A 15,676-nucleotide genomic window follows, 5' to 3' on the forward strand; every position below is an offset into this window, starting at 1 on the left:
GTCCGTCGCGGATTTGTCATAAAAGCGTCACGCTGGAGGCGGACGAGCATGGCGCAGACGCAAGCGCACGACCGATCGGATTGCGACATCGTGCAGGCGGTGGCGGGCGAGGGTGCCGAGGTCACGCTGCTGCGCGCCGCGCCGCCCTTGGCCGACGGTGCCGCCATCCTGCTCGCCGCCGAAGGTGCCGCGCGCCGGGTGGTGCAATTGTCGCCGCCGGCCTTCCCCGATGTCGTCGCAGAGGCCTGCGATCGGACCGCGGCCTTCGCCCATTCGGTCGGCCCTGCGCTCGCCCATGCGATGGTGCGTCCGATCGAGCAGGGGATCGTCGAGCAGCGCAGCTATGCGGTGCTGCCGTTCCACCAGGCGCTGAGCGACAGCCGGCTGGTGTGGCTGTGGCAGCGTGGGCGGATCGGCCCGGCGCTGCTCGACTGGCTGGCGATGCTCGCGGGCCTCGGCCATAGCGGCGCGGGTGAGGACTATGCCGCCAATCTCGCCGCGCTGGCCGCGATGCCGGGGATCGGCGACGAACTGCAGGAGGCGGCGGTCGCCGCCACGACGCGGCTGGCGGCGGACGATGCGATCGCGGTGCATGTGCCGATGCACGGCGACCTGTGGCGCGGCAATATATTGAAGGCCGCCGACGGCAGCGCCTGGCCGTTCGCGCTGATCGACTGGCGCGGATCGCGGGTCGACGGCTATCCGGTCTATGATCTGGTCCGGCTCGCGGACTCGCTGCATATCCGGCCGCGGCGGCTGGGGGCCGAGTTGCGGCGCCACGCCGCGGCGCTCGGCTGCGCCGCCGATAGGACCGAGGTGCATCTGCTCGCGGCGCTCGGCCATTACGCCCGCCATCTCGGCGAAATGCCGGTTTCGGGGTTTGATGCGATGGCGCGGAACTGCCTGGCGCTGCACCGCCGGGCGCTGGCCGCAGCTTGAATCACGCGGTCGCGATCACCAAATTATCCACCGAAAAAGCCGACCCCGGACATAGTTTGGGGTAGGCAAGACGCGCCATAGCGCATAGTCTCGGCCACAAGATCGAGTGGTCGTTGGGGCAGGGTCCCCGCTAGGGATAGAGAAATGTTAATTTTGGTGCGGTGTTCGCATCTCATCATGCCCGGATGTGCCGGCCTGCGTTGCCCGCGCGCGACGCGGCAGGTCTGAGGTGATGGAGAATCTCCCGCTCACCCTGCTGATCGCCGCTGCCTCGGCGCTGGTCGGACTGCTTTGCCTCGGCCTCGCGATCACCGCGCTGCTGCGCGCGCGCAGGGCCGGCAAGGCGCCTGCCGGCGCGGTGGTCGCCGAGGGCAAGCCGGTCGAGACTCCGGCGGAGCTGCAGAGCTTCGCCGCCAAGCAAATGTTTTCGGCGGCGGTGATGCTCGCGCTCGCCGTCGTCATCTTCATCTACAGCTAAAACAAGGAAGGGATCGCCCGATGTCGCTCCTCCAGGCCAGCCGCACCTACAAGCCCTTCGAATATCCGTGGGCGTTCGAATATTGGAAGCGCCAGCAGCAGCTCCACTGGCTGCCCGAGGAAGTGCCGCTGGGCGAGGATTGCCGCGACTGGGCGCAGAAGCTCAGCGATCACGAGCGCAACCTGCTGACCCAGATCTTCCGCTTCTTCACCCAGGCCGATGTCGAGGTGCAGGATTGCTACCACGACAAATATGGCCGGGTGTTCAAGCCGACCGAGATCAAGATGATGCTGACCGCGTTCAGCAATATGGAGACGGTGCACATCGCCGCCTACAGCCATCTGCTCGACACGATCGGCATGCCCGAGACCGAATATAGCGCCTTCATGCAGTATAAGGAGATGAAGGACAAACACGACTATCTGTCGCAGTTCGGGGTCGACAGCGACGAGGACATCGCCAAGACGCTCGCGATGTTCGGCGGCTTCACCGAGGGGCTGCAGCTGTTCGCGTCGTTCGCGATGCTGATGAACTTCCCGCGCTTCAACAAGATGAAGGGCATGGGGCAGATCGTCACCTGGTCGATCCGTGACGAGACCCTGCACTGCGAGGGCATCATCAAGCTGTTCCATACCTTCGTGAAGGAACGCGACTGCATGACCCCGACGGTCCGCGACGACATTCTCGACATGTGCCAGAAGACGGTGCGGATCGAGGACGCGTTCATCGACCTGGTGTTCGAGATGGGGCCGGTCAACGGCATGACCCCCAAGGACATCAAGCGCTATGTCCGCTATGTCGCCGACTGGCGGCTCGGCCAGCTCGGCCTCAAGCCGATCTACATGGTCGAGGATCATCCGCTGCCCTGGCTCGCGCCAATGCTCAACGGCGTCGAGCACGCCAATTTCTTCGAGACCCGCGCCACCGAATATTCGAAGGCGGCGACCCGCGGCCAGTGGAGCGATGTGTGGGACGCGTTCGATCGCCGCAAGACCGCCCAGACGGTGCCGGCCGCGAACGAGGACGCGATCGAGCGCGGGCTGTTCGGCGACGGCGTCGCGGCGGAGTAAGGCGCGCTGATGGGGCGCGATCCGGTCGCGCCCGATCCCGCCTGGCTGGCGCAGTTCGTCGCCGACCAGGCGCTGGGAGCCGATTTTTCCGCAGGTCTCGATAGCGTGCATGCGCCGTTGGCGGCGCATGTCGCCAAGGTTTCGCGAGCGACAGGCCGCAAACCCCATGTGATCGGCCTGTGCGGGCCGCAGGGATCGGGCAAGACGACGGCGGTCGCGCTGCTCGCGCATCTGCTCGGGCGGCAGGGCCTGCGCGTCGCAAGCCTGTCGATCGACGATCTTTATCTGACCCGCGCCGAGCGTCGGGCGCTGGCGGACAATGTCCATCCGCTTCTGGCGACGCGGGGCGTGCCGGGTACCCATGACGTCGATCTCGGTACGACGACGATCGTCGCGCTCGGCCGGAGCGGCCGCGTCGCGCTGCCGGCCTTCGACAAGGCGATCGACGACCGGCTTCCCGAGGATCGCTGGCCGACGATCGACGCGCCGGTCGACATCGTTCTGTTCGAGGGCTGGTGCGTCGGCGCCCGGCCGCAGGCGCCTGCGGCTTTGATCGCGCCGGTCAACCGGCTCGAGGCCGAAGAGGATGCCGACGGCCGGTGGCGGCGCTACGTCAACGACCAGCTTGCCGGACCCTATCAGGCGCTGTTCGCCCGGATCGATCTGCTCGTCCTGCTGACCGCACCCGATTTCGCGACCGTCGCCCGCTGGCGGGCCGAGCAGGAGGACAAGTTGCGTGCGCGTCGCGGGGCGGGCGGAGCGGTGATGGACGATGCGGCGCTGGTGCGCTTCATGCAGCATTATGAGCGGCTGACCCGGCATATCGCCGATGAGATGCCGGCGCGTGCCGATGTCGTGATTGCGCTCGACGAGCAGCGGCGGCCGGTGACGACACGGAGGCTGGCGGATGGCGGCCCGCTGCGGGATTGACCGTCAGTTGGCGGCGGGCGGATAAACCTCGCGGATGTCGCCGGTCAGTCGCAGGAAACGATGGTCGGGGGTGGTGATCGCGCTATGGGCGATGCCGCGTTCGGCATCCCAGACATGGTGGACGCTGGTCAGGATCGCCTCCTGCCAGCCGATCGTGAACAGCCCTGGCCGCAGTTCGGCGCCTTGATAGTTGACGGGTTCGCGCCGTCCGGCATCGGTGCCGACGACGATCTCATAGACCAGCCGGGTGCGCGACAGGACATGGATGCGCGAGGTGAAGTCGGGAAAGACGATTTCGAAATGGCGTCCGATCAGGTCGATCGGGGTATCGATGCGCATTCCTTCCCTCCTGGGTATGAAAGACATGGAAACGGGGCAGGACGATGTGATCGTCCCGCCCCGCATCGGTCAATCCGGGAGAGAGGTTAGCCCGGACGACGATCGTCATCATTGCGTTCGGCGCGGACCGAATCGCTCAGCCGGTCGAGGCGCTGCTGAAGATAGGCCTCGTCGCGCGCCGACAGCCGGCCATTGGCGCGCAGGCGGTTGTTTTCCCTGCTGATCTGGCGAAGCTCGTCACGGGCCGCCATCGCCTCGCTGCGCGAGATCGTACCGCGATCGGCGTTGCGCTGGATGCGATCCTGCATGCGGTCGATGCGCTCGGCAACCGGGCGGTTGCGGCCATTGTCGTAGCTGCCATTGCCATTGCCGTAATTGGCCGTCGTCACCGTGCCGCCGGTCGAAACCCAGCGGCCGCGGGCGTCATAATAGCCGCGGACATCGCCGCGTACCCAGCGGCCATTGTCCCAATAGCCGGGCTGGGTCTCGCGATAGGCAACCGAGGTTCCGGTCGTCCAGCGGCCATTGGCGTCATAATAGCCGTTGGCGGGACCTGCGATCCAGCGGCCGTTCCGGTCATAATAGCCGGGCGCCGCGGCATCGACCCACTGGCCGTCATTGGCATAATAGCCGCGGGCGGTGACCGGCACATAGCGACCATTCTTGTCGCGATAGCCCGCATAGTTGCTGTCACCCTGCAGCGCGACCCAGCGGTTGTTGCTGTCATAATAGCCGTTGGGCGCACCATCGACCCAATTGCCCTCGCGATCGTAGAAGCCGCGCGCCTCGTTGGCGGCGATGGCGTTGGCGTGCCAGCGATTCTGGTCGTCATAATAGCCATAGGCCTGGCGGCAATTGTCGGCGTCGGGCTTGGCGAGCTGGTTGCCGGCGATGCCGCCGCCGACGCCGCCGACGATCGCGCCGGTGGTGCCGCCATGGCGGCCGGTGATCACGCGGCCAAGGATCGCGCCGATGCCGGCGCCGACCACGGTCGCGGCGAGGCGGCCATTATTGTCGGTCTTGCAGACCACGCGCTGCTGGGCATTGGCGGGCGCGGTCGTCGTGAGGGCGGCGGCGGCAAGGCCGGCCGCGAGAATATAGCTACGCATGGTCACTCTCCTGAGTCATTCGATGTCTGTTCCGTTGCCGCACAGACGATCGAAGCCCGCCAAGGGTTCCCTTCATCTCGTGCCGGCACCGGCTCGGCAGGGAAGGGGCCTGGTTTCAGGAGCGTTCGGGGTTTCTTCCTATTGCCACCAGCATACGCGATTCGGCGGACGGCTATTTGGCAGCGGTGATCCGCCATATGCTGTTGCCGACATCGTCGCTGACCAACAGGCCGCCCTTGGGGCCGACGACCACGCTCACCGGCCGCCCGCGCGCCTGCTCGTCGGACGACAGGAAGCCGGTCAGGATATCGACCGCGCGTCCGCTGGGCTGGCCCTTGGCGAAGGGGACATAGACGAGCTTGTAGCCGGAGAAGGGGCGGCGGTTCCACGAACCATGTTCGGCGATGAACGCCCCCGATTCATACCGCGTCCCGAGCATCGCTCCGCGCGAGAAGGCCAGGCCGAGTGCCGCGACATGCGGCCCCAGCGCATAATCGGGGCGCACCACATAGCCCGACATATCGTCCTCGGGTTCGGGCACGCGCTTGTCGACGATGCCGCCCCAATAATACCAGGGCCAGCCATAGAAACCGCCAAATTCGACATGGGTCAGGTAATCGGGAACGAGGTCCGATCCGATCATGTCGCGCTCGTTGACGACGGTCCACAAATTGCCGCTCTCGGGCTCATAGGCCATGCCGTTGGCGTTGCGCAGGCCCGATGCGTAGATGCGGTCCTTGCCCGTGGCGAGGTTGACCTCGAGGATCGCGGCGCGGCGTGCCTCGAGCGGCAGGCCCTTCTCGGCGATGTTGGTCGCCGATCCGACCGCGACATAGAGCAGCTTGCCGTCGGGCGAAGCGATGACGTTGCGGGCCCAGTGATTCTGCCCGCCCGGCAGCTTGACGACGACGGTCGGTTTCGCATCGATCTTCGTCTGTCCGGGGGTGAAGGGCACCTTCACCAGCGCATCGGTGTTGCCGATATAGAGCTGCCCGTCGACATAGGCCATGCCGCTGGGCGAATTGAGCCCGGCGATCAGCACCGTGCGCAGCTCGGGCTTGCCGTCGCCGTCGGCGTCGCGCAGCAGGGTGATGCGGTTGGCCGAGGGGACGCCCGCGCCGGCGCGGCCCATCACCGTCTTCATCGCCCAGCCCATGAAGCCGTCGCCGCCATTCTTCTCGTCGCGCGGCGGCGAATTGCTTTCGGCGACCAGTATGTCGCCATTGGGCAGGACATAGAGCCAGCGCGGATGCTCGAGCCCGGTCGCAAATGGCGTGACCTTCAGGCCCGCGGCCACCGCCGGCGTCTCGCCGGCCTTCCAGCCGACCGCCTTGGCGACGTGGACGGTGGGGATCAGCGTCTTGTCGGGTTCGACCAGTTCGGGCGCGGCGCCGGTGACCTTGGCGAAATCGATCGTCGCCTTCTCATGGCTCGCCAGATACCAGAAGACGCCGGCCGCCGCGATCAGCAGCACGACGACGATCAGGATGATCCGCTTGGTGGTGGTCATGGCGTCGGTCGCTCTCGTTCAGGGCTTTTATCGTGGGTTAGCATGCGCTTCGGTTGCCAGAAAGCCGATCGTTCAATCCTGGGGTTCGGGCTCCCTCACCGGCGGATGCAGCAATATCCTGCGCACCCGGCGTTCGTCGGCCTCGGAGATTTCGAGCCGCCAGCCGCTGGGATGTTCGACGATCTCGCCCGCCTGCGGGACATGGCCGGCGAGCGCCGAGGCGAGGCCGCCCAGCGTCTCGACATCGTCGTCGATTTCGGCGAGGCGCGGATCGATCAGCTTGGCGACGTCGTGCAGTTCGGCGCGGGCATCGGCCGCCCAGATCGAATCGCCGAGCGCGACCAGCAGTTCCTCCTCGGCCTCGTCATGCTCGTCCTCGATCTTGCCGACGATCTCCTCGACCAGATCCTCGATCGTCACGAGGCCGTCGGTGCCGCTATATTCGTTGAGCACGATCGCCAGATGGGTCCGGGTCTCGCGCATCTCGGCAAGCAGGTCGATGATCCGCATCGATGACGGCACGTAGCGCGGCTGGCGGATCAGTCCCTCGACGCTCGCCGGGGTCGGGGTGTCGGTGGCGATGATCCGGAACACGTCCTTGACGTGGATCATGCCGACGACATGGTCGAGATCCTCATGATAGACCGGCAGCCGGCTATGTTCGGCCTCGACGAAGCGCGCCACCAGATCGGCGAAGCCGATCGTTTCGGGCACCGCGACGATGTCGCGGCGGGGAACGCCGATGTCGCCGACGGTGCGTTCGCCGAAATGGAGGATGTTGCGGAGCATCTCGCGTTCGGCGTGCGAGAGATCATCCTCCTGCTCGGCGGTATCGCCCGCATGTTCCTCGATCGCTTCTTCGATCTGGTCGCGCAGGCTGGGCTCATGCTCCGGTAGGAAGAGCGAGCGCAGCCTGCGCCAAAATCGTCCGCCGCTATCGGCGGCGCTGCTACTACTGTCGTCGGGCATGCAAGTTTTCCGAAACCCCTCTGGAGACAGGCATGCGCTATCCGAAATACCGCACTTTGATCAAGCTGGGATCAAGGTGCGGGCTCGATCACGAAGATGTCGCCTCCGAACGTGACGATATAGAGATTGCTCGACTGGTCTACGCCGAAGCTCGAAATATTGCCGATCGTGCCGGCATCGGGGGTGAGACTGCGTATCGCGAACTGGCTGCTCGGGACCGTCTGGCCGAGGACCAGCTTCGCGACCGGGATCGACCAGATGTTCGGCCTGACGAAATCGGCAAAGAAATATTGGCCGCGCAGGCTTTCGACCGGGCCGCGATAGACATAGCCGCCGGTGATCGAATTGCCCTGGGTCGGGCTGGTGCCATGGCCATATTCGGCGACCGGCAGCACGAAGGCGGGGTCGTCGGTCCCGCCATTATAGGGCTGGGTACCTTCGCGGCGGTTCCAGCCGAAATTGGCGCCGCCGTCGGTCGGGCGCATCAGGTCGACCTCCTCGATCGCGTCCTGGCCGACATCGCCGATCAGCAGATTGCCGGTCGCCGGATCGAAACTGTTGCGGAAGGGGTTGCGCAGGCCGAGTGCCCAGATCTCGGGCGCGCCGCCCGACGTGGCGAACGGATTGCCCGCGGGAATCGCATAATCGCGCTGTGAATCGCTCGGGAAGTCGTCCCCACGCACGTCGATCCGCAGCAGCTTGCCGAGCAGGACGTTGCGATTCTGGGCGTTGCCCGACGGATCGCCGCCACCGCCGCCATCGCCGACCCCGATATAGAGCAGGCCGTCAGGACCGAAGCCGATCCATCCGCCATTATGATTGTCGAAGGTCGGATGTGCGATCGCCAGGATGACGTCGGCGGTCGCGGGATCGGCGAGGTCGCGATTGCCGGCCTGGGTCCTGTAGCGGCGAACCTCGTTGGTGCCGCTGCTGTTGGTCATATAGATGTAGAAGGTGCCGCTGGTCGCGAAGTCGGGTGCGGTCGCGAAGCCGAGCAGGCCGCGCTCGCCGCTGGCGTTGAGCTGTGCCGACACGTCGAGGAAGGGGGCGGTCGCGATCGATCCGCTCGACGGCGTCACGATCCGGATCTGGCCGCTTTTCAGGACCACGAAGATGCGCCCCGACGAATCGGGCACCGGCGCGACGAACAGCGCCTGCGACAGGCCGGTGGCGACCCGGCGGACACGGAACGCGTCGGGGCCCGCATTGGTGACCGTCACCGCCAGTGACAACGGCGTGCTGGTGGTGCCGTCGCTGACGCTGATCTCGACCTGGTAGACATTGTCGGCATTGGCGTCCGCCGGCGCCTCGAAATCGGGGCTGGCGACGAACGAGAGCCCGCCAGACGGGCTGATCTGGAAGGCGGCGCGATCGGTGCCGCCGCTCAGCGAATAGGTCAGCGCGTTGCCGTCGGCATCGGTGGCAACTGCGGTGTAGATCACGCCGCTGCTGTTTTCCGGAACGGTCGTGCTGGTGGCGGAGGTGAAGACCGGCGCACGGTTGGCGACCGGGGCCGGGGTAACCGCCTGGCCGCCGCTCCCGCTTCCGCCACACGACGCGAGCAGGGCGGCGCCAGCCAGGGCGACGATATAGCTAAGCAACCTCTCCGACATCAGGCTCTCCTCATTCCCCGAAGGAGGGCCCCCTTGGCAAAGAGGCTAGGCCGTGGAGCGGCCAGCCTCAAACTAGGTAATAATACCCAGGTCGAACAGCCGAATCGGCCCCCTCGCGGTCAGTCTTCGGCAACGACATAGGGATCGGCGATCCCCAGCGTCTTGAGCGCGGCGCGCTCGAGATCCTCCATCGCCTCCGCCTCGTCGTCTTCGAGATGGTCATAGCCCATCAGGTGGAGCGTGCCGTGGACGATCAGATGGGTGGCATGTTCGGCGGTGGTGACGCCTTTCTCGGCGGCCTCGCGCTCGCACACGCCGAGCGCCAGGATGATGTCGCCGAGCAGCACCTCGCCATCGTCGCTGTTGGCGAGGCCGTCGAACAGATCGTCCTGGACCATCGGAAAGGACAGCACGTTGGTCGGCTTGTCCTTCTGCCGATATTGGCGGTTGAGCGCCTGGACCTCGTCGTCGTCGGTCAGCCGCACCGAGACTTCGGCGACATAGGCCGCCGCCAAGATCTCGGCATGCGGGGTCACCTTCAGCGCGGCATCGACCGCCTGCAGTCCGAGATCGTCCCAGTCGATATCCTCAGGCCAGCCGGGTTCGCGCTGGACCGCAACTTCAAGCATTCGCAATCTCAACCATTGTCGGGGCCCTCATAGGCCTCGACGATCCGGCCGACAACCGGATGGCGGACGACGTCGGCGGCGCCGAAGCGAACCGTCGCGATCCCTTCGATCCCTTCGAGCTTGTTGACCGCATCGGCGAGACCCGACTTGCCGATGTCGGGCAAATCGATCTGGCGCGGATCGCCGCAGATCACCATCCGGCTGTTCTGGCCGAAGCGGGTGAGGAACATCTTCATCTGCGCCGGGGTGGTGTTCTGTGCCTCGTCGAGGATCACGAACGCGTCGGACAGGGTGCGGCCGCGCATGAAGGCGATCGGCGCGATCTCGATCTCGCCGCTGGCGATCCGCCGCTCGACCTGCTCGGTCGGCAGCATGTCGTAGAGCGCGTCGTAGAGCGGGCGCAGATAGGGATCGACCTTTTCCTTCATGTCGCCGGGCAGGAAGCCCAGCCGCTCGCCGGCCTCGACCGCGGGGCGCGACAGGATCAGCCGGTCGACCGTGCCCTGGATCAGCTGCTGGACCGCCTGCGCGACCGCGACATAGGTCTTGCCGGTGCCCGCCGGCCCGAGCGCGAAGATGATGTCGGAGCGGTTGAGCGCTTCCATATAGCGAATCTGGGTCGCCGAACGCGGGACGATCGTCTTCTTGCGGGTGCGGATCATCACCTTGGGCGGATCGGACACGTCGCTGCGGATGATGCCGTCGAGGGTCGGTTCGGCCGACATCGCGATCACCGCCTCGACCGCACCCTTGTCGAGATCCTGGCCCTGGACGATCCGGTTGTAGAGGCCGGTGAGCACCTCGCGCGCGCGGCCGGCGGCCTCGGCCTCGCCCTCGATCTGCAATTTGTTACCGCGTGCCGCGATATAGACCCCGAGCCGGTTTTCGATCGCCACCAGATTCTGGTCGAACTCGCCGAACAGGCGGCCAAGAAGCTGGGGTTTGTCGAAGACGATTTCGAGCCGGGCGCGATCTCCGGCCTGCGCTGGGACTGGTTTGCGCGACATAAGGTGCGGCAACATCCTTTTTCCAGCCCGCCCCGCCGGGAGGCGGAGACTCGGTGGGCAGAGCCAAGTCTAATCGCATTTGATGACAAGCGAAGGAGAAAAGCGCGGACGTCTCGCGGCGGGCGCTATGGTGGCGCAAAGGCCACAGTCGGCTTGCCGCTCTATGCGCCGTCGGCCGCCGCCTCGATCGCGGCGATGTCGATCTTCACCATCGTCAGCATCGCCGCCATCGCACGGCCGGCGCGATCGGGATCGGGCTCGCTTAATATCTGCTGAAGCGAACGCGGCACGATCTGCCAGGGGACGTCGAAGCGGTCGCGCAGCCAGCCGCATTGTTCGGCATGGCCGCCCGCGATCAGCGCGTCCCAATATAGGTCGACCTCGGCCTGGTCGGCGCAGTCGACGACCAGCGACATGCATTCATTATAGGCGAACGCCGCCCCGCCGTTGAGCGCGACCATCGGCGTGCCGAGCAGGGTGAATTCGACGAGCAGCACCGATCCGGCCTTGCCGCCGGGGGCGTCGACCGGATTGCGGACGACGCGGTCGACATGTGTGTCGGGCAGGATCGCGGCATAGTGATTCGCAGCGTCCTCGGCCTCGCTGGCGAACCACAGGCAGGTCTTGAGCTTCGGCATGGCGTCTCTCCTTGGTGGTTGCTCCAAGGACGAATCCGACATGTGGGTTCCGACAGCCGCGCGGAAAATTTCCGGGTCAGGCGGCGGCGCGCTCCGCGACCACCATCCCGGTCATGCTGTTCGGGCCGGCGGCGACGATGTCGACGGTGACGAGTTCGCCGATCGCCGGACCATTTTCGACGATCACCGACTGGAGCCAGGGCGACTTGCCGATCCGCTGGCCGGCGAACTTGCCGTTGCGCTCGATCAGCACCTCGCAGCGCCGGCCGACCGTCGCCAGGTTGAAGCGATGCTGCTGTTCGTTGAGCAGCGCCTGTAGCGCCTGGAGACGCTCGTCCATCACCGCGGCGGCGACCTGGTCACCCATCGTCGCGGCGGGGGTGCCCGGCCGCGGCGAATATTTGAAGCTGAACGCCTGGGCATGGTCGATCGCGCGAACGGTATCGAGCGTGCCCATGAAATCGGCGTCGGTCTCGCCGGGGAAACCGACGATGAAATCGCCCGAGATCGCGATGTCGGGGCGCACCGCGCGCACCCGCTCGATCAGCTTCAGATAGCTCGCCACGTCATGGCTGCGGTTCATCGCCTTGAGGATCCGATCCGATCCGGCCTGCACCGGCAGGTGGAGGAAGGGCATCAGTTTCTCGACATCGCCATGCGCGGCGATCAGGCCGTCGCGCATATCGTTGGGATGGCTGGTCATATAGCGAATCCGGGCCAGCTCGGGCAGCCGGTCGAGCGCGCGGATCAGCCCGTCGAGCCCCTGCAGCCTGCCGGTGTCGTCTTCGCCCTCCCAGGCGTTGACGTTCTGGCCGAGCAGGGTGATCTCCTTCGCGCCGGCATCGACCAGTGCCTTGGCCTCGTCGAGGATCTTGCCCCACGGGCGCGAGACCTCGGCGCCGCGCGTATAGGGCACGACGCAATAGGTGCAGAATTTGTCGCAGCCTTCCTGGACCGTCAGGAACGCCATCGGCCCCTGGCGGCGGCGCTTGGGCAGTGCGTCGAATTTCGACGCCGCCGGCATGTCGGTGTCGAGCGCGCGCTTGCCCGATACCGCCTGTGCGACCAGCGCGGGCAGGTTGTGATAGGCCTGCGGGCCGACGACGATGTCGACCGACGGCGCGCGACGGGGGATTTCCTCGCCCTCGGCCTGGGCGACGCAGCCGGCGACCGCGATCATCGGCCGCGCCTTGCCGCGCGCCCTCTTCTCGATCCGGCCGATGTCCGAATAGACCTTCTCGGCGGCCTTCTCGCGGATATGGCAGGTGTTGAGGACGATCAGGTCGGCCTCTTCGGCGCTCGCGGCCGCGGTCAGCCCGTCGGCCTCGAGCAGTTCGGCCATGCGGTCGCCGTCATAGACGTTCATCTGACAGCCGAACGACTTGACGTGGAAGCTCTTGGGCGCGGTGTTGCTCATCGGCGCGCGCATAGCCGAAACCGGCCTCAAGCGGAAGGCGTCACCACCGGTGCGATGGCCGCGGCGATCGCCGCCTGCGCCTGCGCCGCGATCGCCTTGCGATCGGACGAGGGGGCGAGCGGCGCCAGAAAACGAATGGTCACCGGCAGGCCGTGCCGGCGACCGAGCACGCGTGCGGCGTTCGGCCCCAGCGGTTCGTCGCCGGTCCAGGCGATGTCGGCGGCGGCGTCGCCATAGTCGATCGCCACCGGCTGGACGACGACCCCCGGCGGGGCAGGGGCCACCGATGCGAACAGCGCCGCGCGGAACGGGAACAGCCCGTGCCCGTCATTGGTGGTGCCTTCCGGAAACAGCGTCACCGGCCGGCCGCTGCGCAGCGCTTCGCCGAGCTGGTCCGCCTGGCCGCGCGCGGCGCGCCGGCTCTCGCGATCGATGAAGATCGTCCCGCCGATCCGCGCGAGCATGCCGACCAGCGGCCAGCCGCCGACATCGTCCTTCGAGACGAAGTGCGGCGCGGTCAGCCCGCCGAGCGCGAGGATGTCGAGCCAGCTCAGATGATTGGCGACATAGAGGACATGGTCGCGCACCGGCATGCCTTCGACGCGGACGTCGAGCCCCATCGCCTCGCCGAACCATTGCAGGAAGAAGCGGACCCAGCCGATCCGATGCCGCAGCGGCCAGGTCAGGCCATAGCCGGCCAGGCACAGCAGCAGTACCGTGATGCCATAGCCGGCCCGGCCGATCATCCGGATCCGCATCGCCCGCTTGTTACTTGCGGGCGAGGGTGACGCCGTAGAGTTCGAGGCGGTGATCGACCAGCCGGTAACCCAGCCGCTCGGAAATCTTGCGCTGCAACTCTTCGAGCTCGGGATCGACGAACTCGATCACTTCGCCGGTCTCGACGTTGATCAGATGGTCGTGATGGGCCTCCGCGGCGGCCTCGTAGCGGGCGCGGCCGTCGCCGAAATCATGGCGTTCGAGGATGCCGGCATCCTCGAACAGCCGGACCGTGCGATAGACGGTGGCGATCGAGATGCCCGGATCGATCGCGGCGGACCGCTGGTGCAGGACCTCGACGTCGGGATGATCCTCGGCATCCGACAGCACCCGCGCGATGACGCGGCGCTGTTCGGTTATGCGGAGGCCTTTCTCGGCGCACAGCGCCTCGATATCGATCTTGCGGTTCATGTCAGCCTTGTCGTGCGGTGGATGGTTCAGCGCGTGCCAAGGCTAGAGGGTTTCGGCCGCCAAAGGAAGCCGCAGTGCGGCGGAAAAATCGCCGGGGCCGGTTTGCGCGAGAAAAGGCGCCGTCCGCGTGGACGGCGCCCCATTGTCCGATCGATGCCCGATCGACCTTGTCCGGTCAGCGCGTGCGGCGCTTGGTGCCGAGGCCGATCTTCTTGGCGAGCGAGCGCCGCTGCTCGGCATAGTTGGGTGCGACCATCGGATAGTCGGCGGGCAGGTTCCACTTGGCGCGATACTGCTCCGGGGTCAGCTGATAATGGGTCATCAGATGCCGCTTGAGCATCTTCAGCTTCTTGCCGTCTTCAAGGCAGACGATGTAATCGGGGCGGATCGACGCACGGACCGAAACAGCAGGCTCCGGCTTGACTTCGGGTTCGACCAGTTCGTCGCCCAGCGTCGTCAGCGCATTGTGAACATTCTGGATCAGCAGTGGAAGATCCGACACCGCGACACTGTTGTTGCTGACATGCGCGGACACGATATCTGCCGTAAGCGCGATCAGCGTCTCCGACAGGCCAACATTGTCATTCATATGCGAACCCTTTTATTTCAAATAAGCAATAATATGAAATATCTTCGACAAGGGGTGTCGACGTCCGCCCCCTGCTCCTTTTGGAAACAGAATGCAACGGCTTTGCGGGAAGTCGTGCGAAGATCAGTCTGGTTGCAGGCTACAAGACAAGGTCAGTGCGTCATAGCTGCTGCCGTCGGCGCCATGGTAGTAATTCTTTCTTCTGCCGACCAGCGCGAATCCGCAATTTGCGTAAAGATGATAAGCAGGGTTGTTATGGCGAACTTCCAAGTGAATGCGAGTCGCATGACGGGCGATCGCAAGCTCTCGTGTACGGTCGATTAACAGTCTTGCGACGCCTTGTCTGCGATAGGTGGCGTCGACCGCAAGCAGCAGCAGCTCGGCTTCGTCGACGATCATGCGGTTGAGCGCGAAGCCGGCGGGGTGTCCGTCGACCCTCGCCAGCGACAGCCAGGCCCCCGGCATGGTCATCATCGACAGCGACTGGGCCGCGGTCCACGCCTCGCCATAGCCGGGATCGAACGCCGTACGCATCGTCGCCATCATCTCGTCGATGGCCTCGGGGCCGGCCTCGCATATCGTGATCGGGCCAGGGGCGGCGGGGCAGGTCATGCGGCGGGCTTCGCATCGGCGTCGCGGCCGTAGATCGGCGAGGCGGGCAGGGCGGCGAGGGCGGGCGGCAAGCGTCCGGCCGATGCCGCACGGGGCAGGACATCGTGCGCCTCGCCATGGCCGCGGGCCCCGACCAGCACCGCCGCGCCCGATCCGTGGACGTCGGTCTCGGCGACCGCCGCCGCTGCGGCGTCCGGCGGCAGCGATATCACCGCGCCGATCGGCTCGAGCGGGCGGCCGCGGAAGCGCTGGACGAACAGTTCGCCATGTCCGCCGGTCAGCGCGACCGCGATCGTCGGTTCGCCTGCTCCGGTCCGGATATGCTGTGCGGCATCCGCGGCGATCAGCGTCATCGACGAATAGCCGTGCACCGGAACCCCCCAGCCGAGGCCGAGCGCGCGGGCGGTGGCGATCCCGACCCTGACTCCGGTGAAGCTGCCCGGCCCGCAATCGACGAGGATCGCGTCGGCGCGGCCGCCGTCGGGGAGTGCTGCGATCATCGGCATCAGGCGTTCGGCATGACCGCGCCCGACCACCTCATGGGTCTGGGCGATGATGCGATCGCCGTCGATCAGGGCGACCGAGCAGGCCGCGGTCGCGGTGTCGATCACCAGTCGGACGGGCATGGGCGCTTCGGTG

General features: G+C 66.3%; 18 protein-coding genes. 4 read left to right on the forward strand and 14 right to left on the reverse strand.

All coding sequences use genetic code 11. The features are described from left to right. Window positions 1-48 precede the first annotated feature (48 nt). From AC1RM6_RS00880 to AC1RM6_RS00895, 4 genes are all read left to right on the forward strand, one after another. The gene (locus AC1RM6_RS00880) at window positions 49-939 is read left to right on the forward strand and encodes an aminoglycoside phosphotransferase family protein (RefSeq protein ID WP_493097699.1); all 891 of its coding nucleotides are present in this window, start codon (window positions 49-51) and stop codon (window positions 937-939) included. A 232-nt stretch (window positions 940-1,171) separates the two neighbouring features. Beyond that, complete coding sequence (locus AC1RM6_RS00885; protein ID WP_493097700.1) at window positions 1,172-1,417, forward strand: hypothetical protein; 246 nt, start codon at window positions 1,172-1,174, stop codon at window positions 1,415-1,417. A gap of 20 nt (window positions 1,418-1,437) precedes the next feature. After that, entirely contained in the window at window positions 1,438-2,487 is a 1,050-nt protein-coding gene (locus AC1RM6_RS00890) for a ribonucleotide-diphosphate reductase subunit beta (RefSeq protein WP_493097701.1), read from the forward strand. A 9-nt stretch (window positions 2,488-2,496) separates the two neighbouring features. Then, the gene (locus AC1RM6_RS00895; protein ID WP_493097702.1) at window positions 2,497-3,417 is read left to right on the forward strand and encodes a kinase; all 921 of its coding nucleotides are present in this window, start codon (window positions 2,497-2,499) and stop codon (window positions 3,415-3,417) included. A gap of 3 nt (window positions 3,418-3,420) precedes the next feature. Here AC1RM6_RS00895 and AC1RM6_RS00900 read toward each other — a convergent pair whose 3' ends face one another. The 14 genes from AC1RM6_RS00900 to tsaB form a co-directional block, all read right to left on the reverse strand. Next, complete coding sequence (locus AC1RM6_RS00900) at window positions 3,421-3,756, reverse strand: MoaF-related domain-containing protein (RefSeq protein ID WP_493097703.1); 336 nt, start codon at window positions 3,754-3,756, stop codon at window positions 3,421-3,423. Between the two features lie 86 nt (window positions 3,757-3,842). Next, a complete protein-coding gene (locus AC1RM6_RS00905; RefSeq protein ID WP_493097704.1) occupies window positions 3,843-4,865 on the reverse strand; it encodes a glycine zipper 2TM domain-containing protein in 1,023 nt (340 codons plus the stop codon). 172 nt (window positions 4,866-5,037) lie between these two features. After that, entirely contained in the window at window positions 5,038-6,375 is a 1,338-nt protein-coding gene (locus AC1RM6_RS00910) for a PQQ-dependent sugar dehydrogenase (protein WP_493097705.1), read from the reverse strand. A 72-nt stretch (window positions 6,376-6,447) separates the two neighbouring features. Next, window positions 6,448-7,344 carry a hemolysin family protein gene (locus AC1RM6_RS00915; protein ID WP_493097706.1) on the reverse strand — a complete coding sequence of 299 codons (897 nt, stop codon included), beginning with the start codon at window positions 7,342-7,344 and terminating at the stop codon, window positions 6,448-6,450. Window positions 7,345-7,415: 71 nt separating this feature from the next. Beyond that, window positions 7,416-8,957: a PQQ-dependent sugar dehydrogenase gene (locus AC1RM6_RS00920; protein WP_493097707.1), complete on the reverse strand. Its 1,542-nt coding sequence runs from the start codon at window positions 8,955-8,957 to the stop codon at window positions 7,416-7,418. Window positions 8,958-9,076: 119 nt separating this feature from the next. Further along, the gene (gene ybeY, locus AC1RM6_RS00925) at window positions 9,077-9,586 is read right to left on the reverse strand and encodes an rRNA maturation RNase YbeY (RefSeq protein WP_493097708.1); all 510 of its coding nucleotides are present in this window, start codon (window positions 9,584-9,586) and stop codon (window positions 9,077-9,079) included. Window positions 9,587-9,594: 8 nt separating this feature from the next. Continuing rightward, window positions 9,595-10,593: a PhoH family protein gene (locus AC1RM6_RS00930; RefSeq protein WP_493097709.1), complete on the reverse strand. Its 999-nt coding sequence runs from the start codon at window positions 10,591-10,593 to the stop codon at window positions 9,595-9,597. Window positions 10,594-10,754: 161 nt separating this feature from the next. Next, entirely contained in the window at window positions 10,755-11,231 is a 477-nt protein-coding gene (locus AC1RM6_RS00935; RefSeq protein ID WP_493097710.1) for a VOC family protein, read from the reverse strand. Window positions 11,232-11,307: 76 nt separating this feature from the next. Then, entirely contained in the window at window positions 11,308-12,648 is a 1,341-nt protein-coding gene (gene miaB, locus AC1RM6_RS00940; protein ID WP_493097711.1) for a tRNA (N6-isopentenyl adenosine(37)-C2)-methylthiotransferase MiaB, read from the reverse strand. 26 nt (window positions 12,649-12,674) lie between these two features. Then, the gene (locus tag AC1RM6_RS00945) at window positions 12,675-13,406 is read right to left on the reverse strand and encodes a lysophospholipid acyltransferase family protein (RefSeq protein WP_493097712.1); all 732 of its coding nucleotides are present in this window, start codon (window positions 13,404-13,406) and stop codon (window positions 12,675-12,677) included. Between the two features lie 10 nt (window positions 13,407-13,416). After that, window positions 13,417-13,836 (reverse strand): Fur family transcriptional regulator, encoded by a 420-nt coding sequence (locus tag AC1RM6_RS00950; RefSeq protein ID WP_493097713.1) that lies wholly within the window; start codon window positions 13,834-13,836, stop codon window positions 13,417-13,419. Between the two features lie 175 nt (window positions 13,837-14,011). After that, the gene (locus AC1RM6_RS00955; protein WP_493097714.1) at window positions 14,012-14,425 is read right to left on the reverse strand and encodes a Ros/MucR family transcriptional regulator; all 414 of its coding nucleotides are present in this window, start codon (window positions 14,423-14,425) and stop codon (window positions 14,012-14,014) included. A 123-nt stretch (window positions 14,426-14,548) separates the two neighbouring features. Next, window positions 14,549-15,037, reverse strand: coding sequence for a GNAT family N-acetyltransferase (locus AC1RM6_RS00960; protein WP_493097715.1), 489 nt, complete (start codon window positions 15,035-15,037; stop codon window positions 14,549-14,551). Then, window positions 15,034-15,663, reverse strand: a complete 630-nt coding sequence (gene tsaB, locus AC1RM6_RS00965; RefSeq protein WP_493097716.1) for a tRNA (adenosine(37)-N6)-threonylcarbamoyltransferase complex dimerization subunit type 1 TsaB — start codon at window positions 15,661-15,663, stop codon at window positions 15,034-15,036. Before tsaB ends, AC1RM6_RS00960 begins: the two co-directional genes overlap by 4 nt. Window positions 15,664-15,676 lie beyond the last annotated feature (13 nt).

The organism is Rhizorhabdus sp. GW822-FHT03C02 (assembly GCF_058801765.1).

Excerpts from the sequence above, each read along its gene's own strand:
- AC1RM6_RS00915 (WP_493097706.1), bottom strand. The coding sequence starts at position 7,344 with ATGCCCGACGACAGTAGTAGCAGCGCCGCCGATAGCGGCGGACGATTT.
- AC1RM6_RS00955 (WP_493097714.1), bottom strand. The coding sequence starts at position 14,425 with ATGAATGACAATGTTGGCCTGTCGGAGACGCTGATCGCGCTTACGGCA.
- AC1RM6_RS00900 (WP_493097703.1), bottom strand. The coding sequence starts at position 3,756 with ATGCGCATCGATACCCCGATCGACCTGATCGGACGCCATTTCGAAATC.
- AC1RM6_RS00885 (WP_493097700.1), top strand. The coding sequence starts at position 1,172 with ATGGAGAATCTCCCGCTCACCCTGCTGATCGCCGCTGCCTCGGCGCTG.
- AC1RM6_RS00890 (WP_493097701.1), top strand. The coding sequence starts at position 1,438 with ATGTCGCTCCTCCAGGCCAGCCGCACCTACAAGCCCTTCGAATATCCG.
- AC1RM6_RS00950 (WP_493097713.1), bottom strand. The coding sequence starts at position 13,836 with ATGAACCGCAAGATCGATATCGAGGCGCTGTGCGCCGAGAAAGGCCTC.
- AC1RM6_RS00880 (WP_493097699.1), top strand. The coding sequence starts at position 49 with ATGGCGCAGACGCAAGCGCACGACCGATCGGATTGCGACATCGTGCAG.
- AC1RM6_RS00895 (WP_493097702.1), top strand. The coding sequence starts at position 2,497 with ATGGGGCGCGATCCGGTCGCGCCCGATCCCGCCTGGCTGGCGCAGTTC.
- ybeY (WP_493097708.1), bottom strand. The coding sequence starts at position 9,586 with ATGCTTGAAGTTGCGGTCCAGCGCGAACCCGGCTGGCCTGAGGATATC.
- AC1RM6_RS00945 (WP_493097712.1), bottom strand. The coding sequence starts at position 13,406 with ATGCGGATCCGGATGATCGGCCGGGCCGGCTATGGCATCACGGTACTG.
- miaB (WP_493097711.1), bottom strand. The coding sequence starts at position 12,648 with ATGAGCAACACCGCGCCCAAGAGCTTCCACGTCAAGTCGTTCGGCTGT.
- AC1RM6_RS00905 (WP_493097704.1), bottom strand. The coding sequence starts at position 4,865 with ATGCGTAGCTATATTCTCGCGGCCGGCCTTGCCGCCGCCGCCCTCACG.
- AC1RM6_RS00930 (WP_493097709.1), bottom strand. The coding sequence starts at position 10,593 with ATGTCGCGCAAACCAGTCCCAGCGCAGGCCGGAGATCGCGCCCGGCTC.
- AC1RM6_RS00960 (WP_493097715.1), bottom strand. The coding sequence starts at position 15,037 with ATGACCTGCCCCGCCGCCCCTGGCCCGATCACGATATGCGAGGCCGGC.
- tsaB (WP_493097716.1), bottom strand. The coding sequence starts at position 15,663 with ATGCCCGTCCGACTGGTGATCGACACCGCGACCGCGGCCTGCTCGGTC.
- AC1RM6_RS00935 (WP_493097710.1), bottom strand. The coding sequence starts at position 11,231 with ATGCCGAAGCTCAAGACCTGCCTGTGGTTCGCCAGCGAGGCCGAGGAC.
- AC1RM6_RS00910 (WP_493097705.1), bottom strand. The coding sequence starts at position 6,375 with ATGACCACCACCAAGCGGATCATCCTGATCGTCGTCGTGCTGCTGATC.
- AC1RM6_RS00920 (WP_493097707.1), bottom strand. The coding sequence starts at position 8,957 with ATGTCGGAGAGGTTGCTTAGCTATATCGTCGCCCTGGCTGGCGCCGCC.